We start from the raw sequence: 17,206 nt of genomic DNA, 5'->3' as shown, positions 1-17,206 counted from the left end.
GGGTCAGCCGACCAGCAGCAGCGCGCCGATCGAGGCCGCCAGCGCCGTGACCGCCAGGCCCGCGCTGGTCCACACGAAACGGGCCATCGGCACCTTGACCCCGCTCGCGACGCACCGCTCGTACCACAGCAGCGTGGCCAGCGACGCCCACGGCGTGACGATCGGGCCGACGTTCGTGCCGATGAGCAGCGCGAGCAGTTGGCCGTGGTTGCCGGTCGGCACGACCGACTCGCCCGCCACGTACGCGGGCAGGTTGTTCACCAGGTTCGACAGCGCCGCACCGGTGCCCGCCGCGCGGATCGCGCCGAGCGCGCTGTCCTCCACGCCGATGAGCGCGCCCACGATCCCCGCCAGGCCGTGCCGGTTGATGGTCTCCACGACCAGGAACAGCCCGATGACGAACACCAGCAGCCGCCACGGGATCAGGCCCGGGCGCAGCGCCGAGCGCCGCCGCAGCCCGAACGCGAGCACCAGCAGGCCCGCCGACACCGCCGAGGCCAGGCCGATCGGCACACCGGCCACGATCCCGGCGACGAACAGCAGGCACGCGACCGCCGCCACGCGGAACAGCACCGGGTCCGCCGGCACGTGGCGCGCGGGCGGGAGGTAGGACGCGTCACCGCCGCGCCGGCCGCGCCGCCAGTAGAACACCCACAGGAACACGCCGGTCGCGACGATTGCGGCCAGTTGCGGTGCCCACATCCGGGCCGCGAACTGCGCCGGCGCCAACGCGACCCGGTCGGCGGCCAGCAGGTTGGTGAGGTTGGAGACGGGCAGCAGCAGGCTCGCCGTGTTCGCCAGCCACACCGTGGTCATCGCCAGCGGCAGGGGCGCGATGCGCAGCGTGGCCGCCAGCGCGAGCAGCACCGGCGTGAGCAGCACGGCGGTGGTGTCGAGGTTGAGTCCCATGGTGGTGACCGCGGCCAGCGCCACGCACAGCAGGAACAGCAGGGGGTAGTGGCCGCGCGCCAGGATCGACAGCCGGGTGGCCACGACGTTGAACACCTCGGCCTCGGCGGTCAGCTCGGCGAGCACGATGACCGAGCCGAGGAACAGCAGCAGCGGCACGAGCCTGCCGACCGTCGCGCCGGCCTGCGCGACGGGCAGCGCGCCCGCGAGGACGCAGACGAGGCCCACGAGGAGCAGCCCGAGCGCCACGAGGTCGAGCGGGTGCAGCCGGGACAGCCACCGCGCCGGGTGGCGCGGACGGCGGGTCGGCGGTGCCGCGTCGGTCGGGGGTGTGCCGGCGCGTCCGGCTTCGAGCCGCTCGTCGGACATGCCGCAATGCTGCCACAGTCACGATCAGCCCTATCCCGCGTACCCCGTTCGGGTGGATCGATCACCCTTCGATGGAAAGAATGCGCACCTCGGGTTGTCGCATTCGATTCCGGAACACCGGGACCGCCACTACGCTGTCGGGCGGTCGAGCGCAATGCGCGAACGACTTCTCCTTCAACCCGTCGTGAGCAACGAGAGGGAATCGTCGATGGCGTGGCAAACACTGGACGTCGTGGCCTTGCTGCCACCGCGGTTGAACGACATCGCGCTCGAGCTCAGCGACCGGCTCGTCCGCGACATGCGGGCGGGCGGCGGACGGTCCCGATTCCGGCTGGGCGAGCCGTTCGCCGGCGGCCCACCCGGGCCGTGCGCACCCCACGTGTCGTTGTTCATGCTCGCCGTGGACGACTCCGAGATCGCCGCCGTGGTGGACGCGACCCGCGCCGCGGCGGCCGGGCTGCCCCCGCTCCCGGCCGTCGGCGAGGAGTACCGGCACAACCCGGTCGGCGCGCCGGAGCTGTATTTCCGCAGGACCGCGGACTGGATCGCGGTGCAACGGGCGGTGCTGGACGCGGTGGAGCCGCTGCGCCGCGGCCGGTTGCGCGAGGTGGACCCGGCGGGTGACCGCATCGCCGACGTGCTGGCCGACCCGACCGCCGACCCGGCGCGCCGCCGCCAGCTCGCCCGGTTCGGCTACGACGAGGTGACCGAGACCTGGCCGCCCGGCGCGGACGACCGGTTCAACCCGCACGTGACGCTGGCGTGGCCGGAGGACCCGGGGTTCCGGGTCGACCTCACCGGGCTGCGCGCGGCCGGGGACTTCAGCGGCACCCTGCCCGGTTTGGCCGTTTACGGGATGAGCCCGTTCGGCACGTGCACGACCCTGTACGGCCTCGCCCCGTTCGGGGGATCGAAGACCGGAAATGTGGCCGGTACGCTCTACAGCCACTCGGCCGCGACCGGCGAAGAATAGCGGGAACAAGGCGGGTATTCCCCGTGAAGGGGACTGGGAGCGGCACACCGCCCGCGCCTTTTTCCTTTTCCCGAACCGCTGAGGAGGCCCGGTGCGACAACTCCCAGGTCCGGTGCAGGGCGCGAGCGTGCCGCCGCCCAGGGGGCCGCGCCCGCCGCGGTCGGGTCCGGTCGACTTCTTCATCAGCTACTCGCTGCTGGACGCCGAGTGGGCCGTGTGGATCGCGCACCAGCTGGAGGACGCCGGCTACGACGTGATGATCCAGAGCTGGGACTTCGTGCCGGGCACCCACTTCCTGGACTTCATCGACCGGGGCATCCGCGAGGCCGGCGCGGTCATCGCCGTGCTGTCGCGCAACTACCTCGCCTCGCGTTACGGCAGGCTGGAGTGGATGGCCGCGCTCCAGGCGGCGCACGACCAGCCGAGCACCAAGCTGCTGCTGCCCGTCCGCATCGAGAACGTGTTCCCGGAAGGGCTGCTCGCGCCAATCACGTTCGTGGACCTGGTCGGCATCGACGACCCCGCGCAGGCCAGGCAGAAGCTGCTGGACCGGCTCGGGCACGCGTTGACCGGGCGGGCCAAGCCCGACGACCTGCTGCCGCGCTACCCCGGCAGGCCCACGCCGCTCACCGACGCCACGCCGACGCTCACCGCGCCCGCGCACCCCCCGACGACCGTCGCCGCTCCCCGCCGCGACCCGGTCGCCTACCCGCCGTCGGTGTCGCAGACCGCCGGTCCGCGTGACGAGCTCGCCGTGCTGCACGTCGCCGCCCCGCGGTTCGGCCCCGGGCGGCCCGGTCCCGTCGAACGGCTCGCCGCGCTGGAGACCGCGCTGGACGACGTCACGCGGGAGGGGCCGCCCGCGCCGGAGCTGGTGGTGCTCAGCGGCAGCCTCACCGAGTCCGGCACGCCCGACCAGTTCGACCAGGTCCTCGGGTTCGTCACCGGCCTGCGGTCGTTGCTGGGCCTGGAAGCCGACCGCGTGGTCGTCGTGCCCGGCGTCGGCGACATCACCGCGCCCGCGTGCGAGGCGTACTTCGCCGACTGCCGCGCGGACGGCATCGAGCCGCAGCCGCCGTACTTCCGCAAGTGGCGGCACTACGCGCGGGCGTTCGGCCAACTGCACCCCGGCATCGACGGGCCGGGCTTCGACCAGGGGCAGCCGTGGTCGCTGTTCGCGGTGCCGGACCTGCGGGTGGTCGTCGCGGGCCTGAACTCGACCGTCACGCACACGCACCTGACGTTGACCGAGCCCGGAGTGCTCGGCGACGCGCAGTTGGACTGGTTCGCCCGCCACCTCGACCCGTTCACCCGGGCCGGGCACGTGCGCCTCGGCGTGGTCGCCCACGCGGGTCCGGCGTTGTCGGACGCGGACGCGCTCGACGAGGTGCTGGGCGACCACCTCGACGTCGTGCTGTCGGGCGGCGGCGAGGGGACCGACGTGGGCGCGCTGCCCTCCGGCGCGGCGCTGGTGGCGCCGCCGGCTGGCAGCACGCGCCTGGTGCACGTCACCGCCGAGGGCGTGGACAGCTGGGCCCTGCCGGACGACGAGTCGGCCCCGACGCGGTCGCACCGGGCGTGGACCCGGGACGCCCGGCCGTTCACGGCGCCCGCCGGGTCGGGCCCGCTGATCGTGGACCGGCTGCGGCCGGTCGAGGACGACTCGGAGGCGCAGAGCCCGGTCGAACGACTGCTGCGGCGCATCGCCGAGGTCTGCGAGGTCCGCCACCCCGGCGCGCGGATCCGGCGGCTGCCGGGCCGGCCGGCCGCGCTGCTGGTCAGCTACCCCGACGGCGACGCCGTGCCGCAGTTCCTGATCGCCGCGCACGTGGGCGCGCCCACCGCCGCGGACGTGGCGGACCTCGTGCTGCTGCGGCGGCGCAACGGTGACGAGCTGGCCGCCGAGCTGGTCTACCAGGGTCCGCACCCCGGCGTGACGCTGCCGGCCGAGGCCGCGCGCGACGGCGTGCGGGTGCGCAGCTTCACCGAGTTCCAGGGGTTGCTGGACCTGCGCGGCTACGTGGCGGCCCAGACCGAGCGCCTGCGCCAGGACCGCGTGTACCCGCCGGAGCTGTACGTGACGCAGCGCTTCCGGGAGACCGGGTCCGCCGACGCGGCGGTCCGCGACGACGTGGTGGCGGAGCTGGTCGAGCTGCTGTCGGCGGACGAGGGCCGGTTCATCCTGCTGATGGGCGACTTCGGGCGCGGCAAGACGTTCGCGATGCGCACCCTGGCCATGACGCTGCCCGCGCGGCTGCCGGGCGTGGTGCCGATCCTGATCGAGCTGCACGCGCTGGACAAGTCGCACAGCGTGGAAGGGCTGGTCGCCGCGCACCTGGCCAACCACGGCGAGTCCCGCATCGACCTGCGGGCGTTCGGGTACCTGCTGCGGCAGGGCCGGGTGGTGCTGCTGTTCGACGGCTTCGACGAGCTGGCCAGCCGGGTCAGCTACGACCGCGCCGCGGACCACCTCAACACGTTGCTGGAGGCCGCCGAGGGCAAGGCCAAGATCGTGGTCACCAGCCGCACCCAGCACTTCCAGAACGACGCCCAGGTGCGCACCGCGCTGGGCGAGCGGGTGGGCGTGCTGCCGCAGCGCCGCGTGCTCGTGCTGGAGGACTTCACCTCCGACCAGATCCGCGCGTACCTGCGCAACCGGTTCGGGCCGGACCGGGCCGTGGCCGACGAACGGGCCCGGCTGATCAACGACATCGACGACCTCGGCGGCCTGTCGCGCAACCCCCGGATGCTCAGCTTCGTGGCCGACCTCGACGCGGACCGCCTGGCGGCCGTCGCGGCGCGGGACGCGGTGAGCGCGGCCGAGCTGTACGAGGAGATCCTGTCGTCGTGGCTGGTGCACGAGCACCGGCGGGCGAACCCGCCCGGAGCACCGGCCGGCCTGTCGGTGGACGACCTGTGGCACGCGGTGACCACGCTCGCGCTGCGCATGTTCGAGTCGAACGAGGCGCTGTTGCAACTGGTCGACGTCGCCGAGGTCGCGGAGGCGCTCAGCGGCATGGCGGAGGCGCAGTTGTCGCCGCCGCAGGCCACGCACGCCGTGGGGGCGGGCAGCCTGCTGGTCCGCACCGAGAACGACATGTTCGGCTTCATCCACCGCTCGGTGATGGAGTGGCTGGTGGCCAAGGAGATCGCGCGCCGGCTCGCCGAGGGGCAGCGGTCCGTGCCGCTGCTCAGCCGCACGGTGCTGTCCCAGCTGACCGTCGACTTCCTGTGCGACCTCGGTGACCCGGCGGCGTTGCAGGCGTGGACCGCGCGGGCGGCCGACGACGTCGCCAACGCCAACGCGCTCAAGATCAGCAGGCGGCTGCGCACACCGGTCCGGTCCGACCTGCGTGGCGCGGACCTGCGCGGCGAGGACCTGTCGCACCGCGACTTCAGCGGCGTGGACCTGACCGGCGCGGACCTCGGCGACGCCCTGCTGATCGGGGCGAAGCTGTCGCGGGCGGTGCTGCGGGACGCGCGGTTGCGGCGGGCCAGGCTGGACCAGGCCGTGCTGCGTGACGCGGACCTCACCGGGGCCGACCTCAGCGGCGCCCGGCTGGCCGAGGCGGACCTGCGCGGGGCCCGGGTCACCGGGAGCAGGTGGACGCGGGCCGCGCTGATCAACGTGGCCGCCGACCGCGTGCTGTGGTCCGCGCCCGAGCTCGCCGGGGCCGCGATCACACCGGGCCAGCCCGTGCTCACCGGCCTGCCACCCGCGGGCGTGGGCGTGCCGTTCGGCTTCGAGGACGGCCGCCTGCCCCGGCCGCTGGCCTACAGCGAGGACGGCTCGCTGCTCGTGGTGGGCAGCGCCGACGGCGGGGTGCTGGTGTGCGACACGGCCAAGGGGGTGGCGATCCGCACCCTCGACGGCCACCTCGACCGGGTCTACGCGGTGGACCTCGGGCCGGAGGACAGCGCCCTGGTCACCGCGTCCGCCGACGGGACGGTGCGGTTCTGGGACCCGCTGACCGGCGAACCGGGCGTGGTGGTGAGCGACCACACCGCGCCCGTGTGGCCGCTGCTGCTGGACCCGCGCGGGCGTTCGGTGGCCTACGGCGACGCGGCCGGCGTGGTGTGGGTGCGCGACGTGCCCGACGGCGCGGTGCGGTGGCGGCTGCCCGGGCACGCGGAACGGGTGTGGGCGCTGGCCTTCCACCCCGACCCGGACGTGCCCGTGCTGGCCACGGCGGACGATTCCGGCGCGGTGCGGATCTGGGACCTCACCACGGGCGAGGAGACCCGCCGGCTGCTCACCCCCGGTGGCACCGCGGTCTACACGGTCTCGTTCAGCCCGGACGGCTCGCGGCTGGTCGCCGGCGGGCAGTCCGCGGACCTTCGGATCTGGGATCCGGTGTCCGGCGAGTGCGTGCACCACCTCGACGCGCACGGCGGCCACGTGTACGCCGCCGCGTTCCACCCGACCGAGAGGCTGCTCGCCAGCGGCGACACCACCGGGGCCGTGCGGCTGTGGCGGCTGCCCGACTCCGACGACGACCGGCCGACGGGGACGGCGTTGCAGCACCGCCAGGCCACGGCCGTCTACCACCTGGCGTTCAGCCCGGACGGGTCGACGCTGGCCAGCGGCGACAGCGACGGCACGGTGCGGGTGTGGGACGGGCGGACCGGTCAGGACCGCCACGAGGTGGCCGCGCACCGCGGCCCGGTGTGGCCGCTGGCGTTCCGCCCGGACTCGGCGCAGCTCGCGACCACCGGCCGGGACGGCACCCTGCGCCTGTGGGATCCCTTCTCCGGTCGGCAGCGGCACGAGCTGCGCGGGCACGGCCGTCGCGTGACCCGGGTCGCCTTCGACCCCACGGGCGACCTGCTCGCGGCGAGCGGCAACGACGGCGTGGTCCGGATCTGGGACCCGCGCACCGGCCGGCAGCGACGCGCGCTCACCGGCGTCGACGACCAGCTGATCTCGGCGTCGTTCAACCCGGCCAAGCCGTTGCTGGCCACCGCGAGCAACGACGGCGGCGTGCACCTGTGGCACCTGGGCACGTGGCGTGCCGACCTGGAGCTGGACATCGAGACGGACTACGTGTGGGCCAGCGCGTTCGCGCCCGACGGCGACGTCCTCGCCACCGCCAACGACGACGACACGGTGCGGCTGTGGTGGCAGGCCACCGGACGCGAGATCGTCACCCTGCACGAGCACCGGGGTCGCGTGCGCTCCATCGCGTTCAGCCCGGACGGCCGCCTGGTCGCGACCGGGTGCGACGACTCGAAGGTGCGCCTGTTCGACCGGGACAGCGGCGCGTGCCTGGCCACGCTCCCCGGCCACACCGACCGCGTGTACGAGGTGTGCTTCGACGCCGACGGCACGCGGCTGGCCAGCGTCAGCAACGACGGGACGGCGATGCTGTGGGACGTGGCGCGCGGCGAGCCGACGCACGTGCTGCGCTCGCAACGGGGTCGGTGGTGGACGGGCGCGTTCAGCCCCGACGGCCGGACGTTCGCGACGGCGGGCGACGACGCCGTGGTGACGCTGTGGGACGTGGCCACCGGCGAGCGCGCGCACGTGCTGGCCGGTCACACCCGCCGGATCTGGTCGGTCGCGTTCAGCCCGGACGGGCAGCGCCTGGCCAGCGGCGGCGACGACGGCACCGCGCGGCTGTGGGACCTGTCCGACCCGGCCGGGCCGGGGCTCGGGTTGACCATGGTCGGCCTGCCGGGCGTGTGGGCGGCGTTGACCCCGCACGGGCGCTACAAGTTCGAGGGCACGCTGGGCAGCGAGTTCTGGCACGTGATCGGGCTGTGCCGGTTCGAGGTCGGCGAGCTGGACGCGTTCCTGAGCGGGGTGCACTCGGTGCCGCTGGACGAGCCGTTCTAGGCCGGGCGGACGGCCGCGACGACGAGCGTGCCGCCCAGCCCGGGCCAGCGGCGGGCCGCCCAGGTAGAGCGCACCTCGCCGAACCGGGTGCGCCACACGACTTCGTTGGAGCGCAACGCGGTCGGCACCAGCCCGGCCGCGCGCAGGCCGGTGGTCAGCAACCCGTGCGTGAACGGGCGGATGTGCACGTGCAGGTACTCGTGGAACGGGTCGACCTGGCGCGGCGCACGACCCGCGAGGAAGCGCAGTCGGTCCTGCGCGGTGGCCAGGTTCGGCGTGGTGAGCACCAGCACGCCGCCGGGCCGCAGCACGCGCCGGACCTCCCGCAGCAGCAACGCCGGGTCGTAGACGTGCTCGATGATCTCGCCCGCGAACACGCCGTCCAGCGAACCCGTGCGCAACGGCAGCTCCTCCCCCACGTCCAGCGCCACGGCGGGGAAACCGGCGGCCAGCGCGGACCGGCCCGCGTCGAGCACCGCGTCGCAGGCGACCGGCCGCAGCCCGCGCGCGGCCAGCAGCGCGCAGACCTCCCCGCCGCCGGCGCCGAGGTCGGCCACCGCGGACCCGGCGGGCAGCCGCTCGCCCAGCAGCCCGACGGCCAGCTCCAGCCGCCTCCGGTGGTACGGGTCGCGCAGGTAGCCCGCGACCTCGTCACCGGAGTACAGCCGCCGGTTGGCCGCCAGCGCCCGCGATCCAGCCCGTCGCACCAGGCCATGATCGCAGACCTGCGGAAACGGCGCTGCCAGTCGGGTGAAGTTGGCCCGTCACCGCACCGAACGGCGGGCGCGGGCGGGTCCGACGTGATTGGGTGACGGCGCAAGCACACGCTCCACGGGTGGGGAGGGGCCCGAGCCGCATGCGGATCGACCACGTCGTGTGGGACTGGAACGGAACCCTGTTCGACGACGGCGACGCCCTGGTGCGCGCCACCGTCGAGGCGTTCGCGCGCAGCGGCCTGGCCGAGGTCACGCTGGCCGCCTACCAGGAGCACTTCACCCGCCCGATCAGCGAGTTCTACGACCGGCTGGCGGGACGGGCGCTGTCCGCCGCCGAACAGCTCGCCCTCGACCGGCACTTCCACGACGCCTACACCGGGTTCCTGGCGCAGGCCGTGCTGCACCCGCAGGCCGCCGCGGCGCTGACCGAGTGGCAGGACGCCGGCCGCACCCAGTCGCTGCTGTCGATGTTCCCGCACGGCAGGCTGGTCGCACTCGCGCAGTTCACCGACATCGCGCACTTCTTCTCGCACGTGGACGGGATGCACGCGGACGAGAGCCCGCGCAAGGAGCCGCACCTGCGCCTCCACCTCGACCGGCTCGGCATCGACCCGGCGCACGTGCTCGTCGTCGGCGACAGCGTGGACGACGTGCACGCCGCCCGCGCGTGCGGTGTGCGCGCGTTGCTGTACCACCCACCGGAGCAGCCGCTGGTCAGCCACGCCAGGGTGAGGGCGCTGGGCGTGCCGGTGGCCCGAGGGCTGCCCGAGGTCGTCCGGTGGGCGCTGGCCGAGTCGGACCGGGAGCACCATGGCGTCTGACCACACCGGGCCCACCCCGGTGAGCCGCCTGCGCCGGGTACTGGTGCGCTACTCGTTCTTCACCGCCTGCGGCGCGGGTCTGCTGATCAGCATCATCCTGATGATGCAGGACAACACGTTGACCGCGGCGGGCATCTACTCGTCCATCGGGCTCAACCTGTTCGCCAGCGTGGTGTTCGCGCTCATGTTCGCCGCGCTGGCCAACTGGGTGCAGGACCGCCACACGCAGGAGACGATCGCCGAGAGCCTGGCGGGCGTGGCCGAGCGGATCACGCAGGACATGGCCCGCACCAACAGGTTGTTCCTGCCGTCCAAGCACTACGACGCGCTCAACCCGACCGACAGCTTCGGCGACGAGTACAACGAAGACCTCACCGTGGAGCTGGAGGAGAGCGGCTTCTTCGCCTTCTACGGCCCCAGCGCGCGGTACGTGGCCGCACGCCTGCTGGTCGCCGACCACCACCCGCAGCAGATCCGGATCGCGATGATCAACCCGGGCAACCGGCGCGCGATCAGCCGCCGGGCGTCGGACCGGATGTCGTGGCCGAAGTCGGCGGGCATGACGATCGAGCAGGTGGAGCGGGAGCTGGAGGACGAGCTGCTGATGAACCTCGTCTCGCTGTTCGACTGCCGCAGGCTCTGCCCGGTCGAGGTGCTCTACAACGACGACACCGCGGTCTACCGGTACGTGATGCTGGACGAGTCGGTGTACGTGTCGTGGTACCACAGCGCGCAGTCGGCGCACATGGAGATGCCCGAGACCTACCGGTTCGGCAAGGACTCCTTCATCTACTCGACGCTGCGCATGGACCTGATGCGGAAGTTCGAGATCTCCTCGCCCAAGGTGGTGTTCGACGCGGCGGACGGTGACGGCGTCCTCATCGAGCACCTGTCGGCGCTGACCAGCCGTGCGATCACCGCCGACGACCTGGCGCGGTGGCGCGCGGAACAGTTGGAGGACAGCGCGAACTTCCGCGCCTACCTGACCGCGTTGCGCCCCAAGCTGCTGCGCAACGACCGGGGCGAGCGCGGCGGTCAAGGGCGGCCCTGACCGGTCCGGTCGCGGGTCCGCTGCCCCGCGGCCGGCTTGTGGGATCATGCGTTCACCGCGGGCGAAACGAGGTCTGGGTTGGACAAGCGCGCTCGGTCCGCCGCCAACCGGGTCGACGGCGACGTGCAGGGGCCCGCCGTGCTGGCCGGGGCCATCCACGGCGACGTGCACATCACCGTGACGGGCGCGGCCGCGCAGGTCGCCGTGACGCCGGGAGGGCCGGAACTGCCCGCGGCGGTCCGGTTCCTGTTGCGCGCGCAGGTCGAGACGGCGCAGGAGATGCCCTACCGGCTGCCCGGGCCGCGTCGGTCCTCGCTCGTGGCGGTGCACGTGCGCCAGGACCTCGGCAGCGGCTCGGACGACCTCGTCTCCGAGCCGCCGCGACCGGTGCCGATCGTGGACGGCCGCGGGCAGGTCGTGGAGCCGCCGAGCCCGCCGATCACCCGGCTGGCCGTGCGCGCGCCCACCCGGACGGTCTGGGAGGCGTTGGACCGCGACGACCACGTCGTGATCACCGGTGGTCCCGGGCAGGGCAAGTCCACGTTGTCGCTGCGGCTGGCCGCCGACGTCGCCGAGCGCTGGCTGGCCGGTGACGACGCACCCGCGCCGATGGCCGAACGGGTGCTGCCGCTGCGGTTGACGGCCCGCGAGCTGGCCGGTCGGCTCGGCCGACCGTTCCCGGAGGCGGTCGCGGAGAGCGCCGGCGCGGAGTACGGCGCGCTGCTGGCCTCTCCCCTGGACCCGCGCACCTTGGAGGGGCGGATCGCGGGCTGCCGCTGGCTGCTGCTGGTCGACGGCCTGGACGAGGTCGCCGACACCACCGAGCGGGACCGCCTGGTCACCGTGCTGGCCGCGTGGACCAACGAGCCGTCGTCGCCCTACCGGGTCGTGGTCACCACCAGGCCGATCGAGGGCGCGGCGCTCGCGCCGTTGCAGCGCATCGGGGCCGCCCGCTACGAGCTGCAACCGTTCGACGAACGCGCGCTGCGCCAGTTCGCCCGCAACTGGTTCGGCGACCGGGACCGCGCCTACCGGTTCGTGCGCCAGATCCGCGCCGCGCACCTGGACGAGCTGGCCCGCGTGCCGCTGCTGGCGACGATCGCCGCGATCATCTTCGAGCAGCCGGGCAACCGCCCGTTGCCGGACAACCAGTACGAGCTGTACGAGACGTACCTGAAGTACCTGCGCACCGCGCACACCGCCGAGCCCGGGCCGTTCGACCCGGTGCGGGACGCGCTGCTGGAGCACCTGGGCCGCGTGCGGCTGGAGGCCGACACGTCCCTGGTGGACGCCGCCCACGACTGGGCCGCCCGGCACGTGCCCGACCTCGCCGGTGCCTGGCAGGACGAACTGATCACCTACCTCGCCGCCGTGGGTCCGCTCAGCCGTCGCGGCGACGACCTGCGGTTCCTGCACCACAGCTTCGCCGAGCACCTGGCCGCCACCGCGAAGGCCCGCCTGCTGCCCGAGCGCTTCGACCCGGCGGACGCCGACTTCGCGGGCCTGCTGCACGCCGCCCGCGCCGAGGACCGCGGCCGTCACGCCAGGGCCGTGCTGCTGCACCACACCCGCCTGCACCCGACCGAGGCCGAACGCCTGCTCGACCACCTGCACTCGGAAGGCCCCGACCAGCACCTGCTGGCCGCCCGCCTGCTCGCCCGCCACCTACCCGCCGGCCCGGCCGCCGTGGACGCCTTCCTGACCACCGTCCGGGCGTGGGCGATGACCACCCAGCACCCCGCCCTGAAGATCCTGTCCCAGACCAGCCGCGCCGCCCACCACCCCGGCACCGCCGCCTGGCTGGCCGACCTGATGGGTTCCGACGAGGCCCCCTGGCCGTCCCGCGTCGAATCCGCCACCGCCCTCGCGACCAGGCTCCGCGGCCCGGAGACCGCCGACGCCGTCCGCCTGCTGCGCCGCGTCGTGGACGACTCGGCAATCCCCGTCGAGCACCGCCTGGCCGCCGCCGAAGCCCTGACCGAGTGCGGCCCCGACGGCCACCGCGCCTCCGAACAGGGCCTGCGAGCCATCCTCGCCTCCACTTCCGCCACCGCCGAACAACTGCGCAACGCGGCCGTCGTCCTGGCCACCTTCGACCGCGACTCCCGCACCCACGCCGTCACCACCCTGACCGCCGTGCTGGACGACCCGGACGCCCCGGACCAAGCCCGCGTCCACGCCGCGACGGCCTTGGTCGAGATCGACGTGGAACACCACGAACGCGCCGCCGACGTCTTCCGCGACGTCTTGCGCACCCGCACGAGTTTCACCGCCGGACTGCGTGATGCCGCGGTCGGGCTCGCGTCCTTGGGCTCGCAGTGCTCCAGCGAAGCCGTCGCCGCCGTCACCCGGCTCATATCCGATCGACGCATCGCTCTCGGCGACCGGATCTCCGCCGTCGAAACTCTCGCCCGACTGGGCCCAGATCACCGCATGGCCGCCATCGGCCACCTGACGGCCTTGTCCACAGCATTCGGGATCAACGCGTATCTCCGGTCGCGGATCGCCCGTTCACTCGCCGACATCGGGGCGCAGCACCAGGCTTTGGTCCTGCTGCAAGCCGTCCTCGGTGACTGGACCACCGACGCCAACGGCCGCATGTGGGCCGCACAGGCACTTGCCGACCTGGGGCCGGAGCACCGGGATGAGGCAGCTACCGCGCTGCATGGAGTCAGAACCGACCCGACGGCCTCGCAGTATGACGCGTCATTGTCGCTCGCCTCCCTCGCGGAGTTGGGCGAGCCTTACCGGGCACCGGCGGTGGCGTCGCTGCGCAAGACGCTCGCGGACCACTCCATCGCTCCCGACATCCGCGTCCATGCCGGCTCCCGACTCATCGGGCTCGGGCCCGAGTTCCACGACGAGGTGGCCCGTCACCTGCTGGACATCACCGCCCAGCAATCCGACCCCGATGCCCGATTGATGGCATGGCGCGCGCTGCGACGCCTCGGCACCTGGTTCCGCGAGCGAGCTTCGTCCGCCGTGCTGGCGCTGATCGCACCGACGCAGACCGAACGCTGGGCCGCCTACCGCGACTACCCGACCTTCAACCAGTTCGACGTCACCGACCCCGATCTGTTCGCCGACGCGCTGTTCGCCGTGCTGCGCGATCCGCGCTGGAGCGGGCTGGCTCGAATCGGTGCGGCGGATACTTTGATCACGATGGACCGTCGCCACCACCGTGCGGTCGTTGACGAGGTGGTTGGCATGATCGAGGCGCGAGTCGTGCGCGAGCCGCAGTTGCACTCGCTGACCAGAAGCGGTGCGAAGCTCGGCCGTGCCGCTCGCGCGAGACTGGCTGGGGCTCTGCGCGGCTTGGCGAGCCACCCCCACGCAACCACCACCACGGTCTGTCACGTGGCTCACGCGATGGAAGAGTTGGACCAGGGGTCCGACCCGGCGATGACGGCGGCCCTGCGGCGCATCGTCGCGGATGACCTCCAGCGGGTTTCGGACCGCAGTAACGCCGCGATGGCATTGGTCTCCGCGATACCGGATGCGATCGACTCCGCGGTCGCCGTCGTCATGAGCGACTCCGCCTTCGACGGACTTCCCGCGTGGAAGTCGAGGGTGCGGGCGTTGGCAGAGAGGGGCGCAGGCCTCGCAACGGAGCTCTGCCAGCGCATGACCGATGCCGACACCGATTGCCGCAAGCGCCTGGCCGCCGCTACTGTGCTGGCAGAACTGGGACCGGAGCTGCGCAGCGAGGCGCTCGCCGAGATGCGCCGACAAGCCGCTGACGAGGGCCTGGCCTTCCAGTGGCGCACTGACGCGGTGATGGCGCTCGCCGAACACGACCCGACCACCTTGGCAACGGCGATCACCTTCCACACGCAAGTGCTCAACGACGAATCGCAGGACGTGAGCAGCCGCTGCGAGGCTGCAACGCAGCTCATGGTTCTGGACTCCGCTGCGGCAGGTACCGCGTTGGCCGCGCTGTGGCGATTCAGCACCAGCCCTGAGTTCACCACCGATGAGCACGCAGACGCCGCCACCTGGCTCGCCTACCGGACGACAGGCCCGCGTGCGCGGGACTTCGACCTGCTGTTCCTGGCGCTGAGCCGTGACCCCGCTGTCGATGCGCAGGAACGCCGCTGGTTGACCTCGTACCTGAAGGGCCGAGACCGCGTCAATGCCGAACGCGATCTGCTGGCTGACCACACAGCGACGCCGGCGCAGCGGGTGGGTGACACCACCGAGTGGAGGGAGCCCGCCCTGGCAGCCGAGGCGGCCGTGATGCTGCACGGGGTCGTCACCGCAGCCGAGACCACGTCCGTCGAGCGGGTCAGAGCGGCCGTCGCGCTCGCCGGGCTCTCGCCCCGTTGGCGGTCCGAGGCGGCCCGGCTGCTCGACCAGACCGCCAAGTCCACCGGCTTCGGCGACCACGTCCGTCAGGCCCTCATGGGGCCGATCACGCAGATCCGCCAGGACCTGATGGTCCAGGATGACCTCGTGGCTCGCGATGACACGAGGTCGTGGCGTGACCGGAAGACGGCCGCGATCCGGATCCACTTCCTCACCGACGACACGCCCGACCGGCTGGTGCCGGTGTTCCGCGATTTGCTGGAGGATCACCGGCTGTCCGACTCCGACCGGATGCAAATCCTCTACGCGCTGCGGAAGTCCGGCGGTCTGCGGCAGTTGCGCGGCATGCGGGACGACGGTCGAACGCCACCAGCGATCCGGTGGCAGGCCGTCAAACGGCTCCGCGACCACGCCGTGGACGACCGCGCCGCCGGTGTCCGCGCCCTGCACGTCGTCGCCACCGACCCCACCTGTCGGCCTCCACTGCGCTGGCGGGCGGCTGACGACCTCATGCAGTTCGGTGAGCGGGGTCGTGAACTCGGGGCGGGGTGCCTGTGGGAGATCGCCACGGACGAGGGGTTGCCGGTCATCCCGCGCGTCGATGCGGCTCGCAGGCTCGGCGTGACGCGGCCCGATCTGCGGGCACAGGTCGTATCGCTGCTGAGGCAGTTCCGCACGACCGAGAACCCCTTGGCGCGCATCCAGGTGCTCAAATCGATCGGCCGGTTCGAGAGCGCCGAGGGTGCGATCGCGTTGCGGGACATGGCACGTGACCGCACCCTGCGGCCCGGTGCCCGGCTGCGGGCCGCAGCGGCGGCCGCCGAGTTGCGCCGTGACTTCAGGGAGGCGGCCGCCGTTGTCGCACGCGAGTTGGCGCACGACGTGGCGGTCCCGCGACACATCCGGGTGAAGGCCGCACGAGCGTTGGCGCGGTGGAGTGAGGTGTGCCGGGCGGAGGCGCGGGCGTTGTTGGTCGAACTCGGGGTCGCGAACGGTCAGTCGTAGCCGCCGAACATGAACAGCGAGATCTCGTGGTCGGTCGGGTTGGCCAGGCCGTGCAGGTTGCCGCCCTTCAGCAGCGCGAGGTGGCCGGCCCGCAGCAGGCGCACCTCGAAGCACCGGTCGCGCCGCTCCGGCTCGGCCCAGTCGCCGACCACCATCCAGCCCTCGCCCTCCAGCATCAGGAACACCTCGGAGTTGTCCCGGTGCCGGTGCAGGCCGATGCCGCAGCCAGCTTCCAGCACGTGCAGGTCCATGTACTCGACCGCGAGGAACGGCTCCTCGCCGCCCGTGCCCTTGCGGCCGAACGCGTCGAGGTTGTACGGCTCCAGCCGTCGCCCCAGCTCGCCGGACCCGGTGAACCGGAAGTAGTTGGAAAGCAGGTTGCGGTACTCCAGGAAGCCGATGCCGCCGTGGGGGTTGGGGCTGCGGCCCACCTCCAGGTACGCGTCCCACCCGCGCGTCACCATCTGGAACGCCAACGTGACCGGCCCGACGGAAGCGGTGCCGTCCGCGCTGCGCCACCGCAGCACGACCCGCAGCGGGCGGAGCGGGTGCAGCAGGTGGTCGGGCGCGACCTCGCGGACGTCCCGGCCGTCCAGCCCGGCCCGGCCGAACGCGTCCGGCGCGCCGCGCGCGAGGTCCGGCCGGGGTTGCAGGATCCCGAGCTTGAGCGACTGCCTGCCCCGCGCCCCGACCCGCGACTCCAGGTCGTCGCCGGCGTAACCCCAGAACTCGGCGACGTAACGGCCGCTGTCGGGGTCGTAGGGTGCCTCCACCTCGGCCCGGCCACCGCCCTCGACCTGCACGTCCAGCAGCAGCCGGTCCCCCAGCGAGCCGCCGTGCGCCCGGGCCAGCGCGCTGTCCGGCCCGGCCCGGTAGGACAGGTGCAGGAACGGCCCGGTCCAGTCGCCGGCCAACGCCCACCCGCGCACCGCCCTGGTGTCGCCCAACCGGAAGTCGGCGACGTTCTGCTTCTGGAAGTCGGTCTTGAAGTCCTGCGCGACCGGGTCGAGGACGTCGGTGTTCGGGCTGCTCGGCCCGTAGAGCTCCAGCCAGTCGTGCGGCAGCAGGTACTGCAACGACGGCGTGGCGTAGCACTCCAGCTCGGCGGCGAGCCTGGTCTCCTGCACCACGGTGAGCAGTCGTTCCAGCGGGTTGTCGGACGAGTAGTTCGGCACCGCGCCCGGCTCGACGCGACGCACGGCGTCACCTTGTGGGATCCGC

8 protein-coding genes are annotated in these 17,206 nt (G+C 73.1%); 5 read left to right on the top strand and 3 right to left on the bottom strand.

Translation table 11 applies throughout. The features are described 5' to 3' along the window. Nucleotides 1-3 precede the first annotated feature (3 nt). On the bottom strand, nucleotides 4-1,278 hold the full coding sequence (locus LZG04_RS25675; RefSeq protein ID WP_233821215.1) for an SLC13 family permease: 1,275 nt from the start codon (nucleotides 1,276-1,278) through the stop codon (nucleotides 4-6). Nucleotides 1,279-1,486: 208 nt separating this feature from the next. Here LZG04_RS25675 and LZG04_RS25670 point away from each other — a divergent pair, with 208 nt between their 5' ends. Both LZG04_RS25670 and LZG04_RS42685 read left to right on the top strand, forming a co-directional pair. Further along, a complete protein-coding gene (locus LZG04_RS25670; protein WP_233821213.1) occupies nucleotides 1,487-2,251 on the top strand; it encodes a hypothetical protein in 765 nt (254 codons plus the stop codon). A 91-nt stretch (nucleotides 2,252-2,342) separates the two neighbouring features. After that, nucleotides 2,343-8,087 carry a TIR domain-containing protein gene (locus tag LZG04_RS42685; RefSeq protein WP_233821211.1) on the top strand — a complete coding sequence of 1,915 codons (5,745 nt, stop codon included), beginning with the start codon at nucleotides 2,343-2,345 and terminating at the stop codon, nucleotides 8,085-8,087. Here LZG04_RS42685 and LZG04_RS25660 read toward each other — a convergent pair. Then, nucleotides 8,084-8,794, bottom strand: coding sequence for a bifunctional 2-polyprenyl-6-hydroxyphenol methylase/3-demethylubiquinol 3-O-methyltransferase UbiG (locus LZG04_RS25660; protein ID WP_233821209.1), 711 nt, complete (start codon nucleotides 8,792-8,794; stop codon nucleotides 8,084-8,086). The genes LZG04_RS42685 and LZG04_RS25660 overlap by 4 nt on opposite strands. Before the next feature lie 149 nt (nucleotides 8,795-8,943). Between LZG04_RS25660 and LZG04_RS25655 the strand changes: the two genes are divergently transcribed. The 3 genes from LZG04_RS25655 to LZG04_RS25645 all read left to right on the top strand — a co-directional run bounded on the left by LZG04_RS25655 (nucleotide 8,944) and on the right by LZG04_RS25645 (nucleotide 15,985). Then, complete coding sequence (locus LZG04_RS25655) at nucleotides 8,944-9,624, top strand: HAD family hydrolase (RefSeq protein WP_233821207.1); 681 nt, start codon at nucleotides 8,944-8,946, stop codon at nucleotides 9,622-9,624. Next, nucleotides 9,614-10,675 (top strand): hypothetical protein, encoded by a 1,062-nt coding sequence (locus LZG04_RS25650; protein ID WP_233821205.1) that lies wholly within the window; start codon nucleotides 9,614-9,616, stop codon nucleotides 10,673-10,675. The genes LZG04_RS25655 and LZG04_RS25650 overlap by 11 nt, the downstream gene beginning before the upstream one ends. Before the next feature lie 78 nt (nucleotides 10,676-10,753). Then, the gene (locus tag LZG04_RS25645; protein WP_233821203.1) at nucleotides 10,754-15,985 is read left to right on the top strand and encodes an NACHT domain-containing NTPase; all 5,232 of its coding nucleotides are present in this window, start codon (nucleotides 10,754-10,756) and stop codon (nucleotides 15,983-15,985) included. Here the strand turns inward: LZG04_RS25645 and LZG04_RS25640 are convergent. After that, a complete protein-coding gene (locus LZG04_RS25640; protein WP_233821201.1) occupies nucleotides 15,976-17,184 on the bottom strand; it encodes a hypothetical protein in 1,209 nt (402 codons plus the stop codon). The two genes, LZG04_RS25645 and LZG04_RS25640, sit on opposite strands and share 10 nt — an antisense overlap. Nucleotides 17,185-17,206 lie beyond the last annotated feature (22 nt).

The sequence above is a fragment of the Saccharothrix sp. S26 genome (assembly GCF_021390395.1).
Classification (GTDB): Bacteria; Actinomycetota; Actinomycetes; order Mycobacteriales; family Pseudonocardiaceae; genus Actinosynnema.
Note: the sequence above shows the minus strand (reverse complement) of the source record. Positions and strands in the feature narration are given on the sequence as shown.

What these genes read in the sequence shown, in the direction of transcription:
- LZG04_RS25655 (WP_233821207.1), top strand. Translation starts at nt 8,944, where the DNA reads ATGCGGATCGACCACGTCGTGTGGGACTGGAACGGAACCCTGTTCGAC.
- LZG04_RS25670 (WP_233821213.1), top strand. Translation starts at nt 1,487, where the DNA reads ATGGCGTGGCAAACACTGGACGTCGTGGCCTTGCTGCCACCGCGGTTG.
- LZG04_RS25675 (WP_233821215.1), bottom strand. Translation starts at nt 1,278, where the DNA reads ATGTCCGACGAGCGGCTCGAAGCCGGACGCGCCGGCACACCCCCGACC.
- LZG04_RS25650 (WP_233821205.1), top strand. Translation starts at nt 9,614, where the DNA reads ATGGCGTCTGACCACACCGGGCCCACCCCGGTGAGCCGCCTGCGCCGG.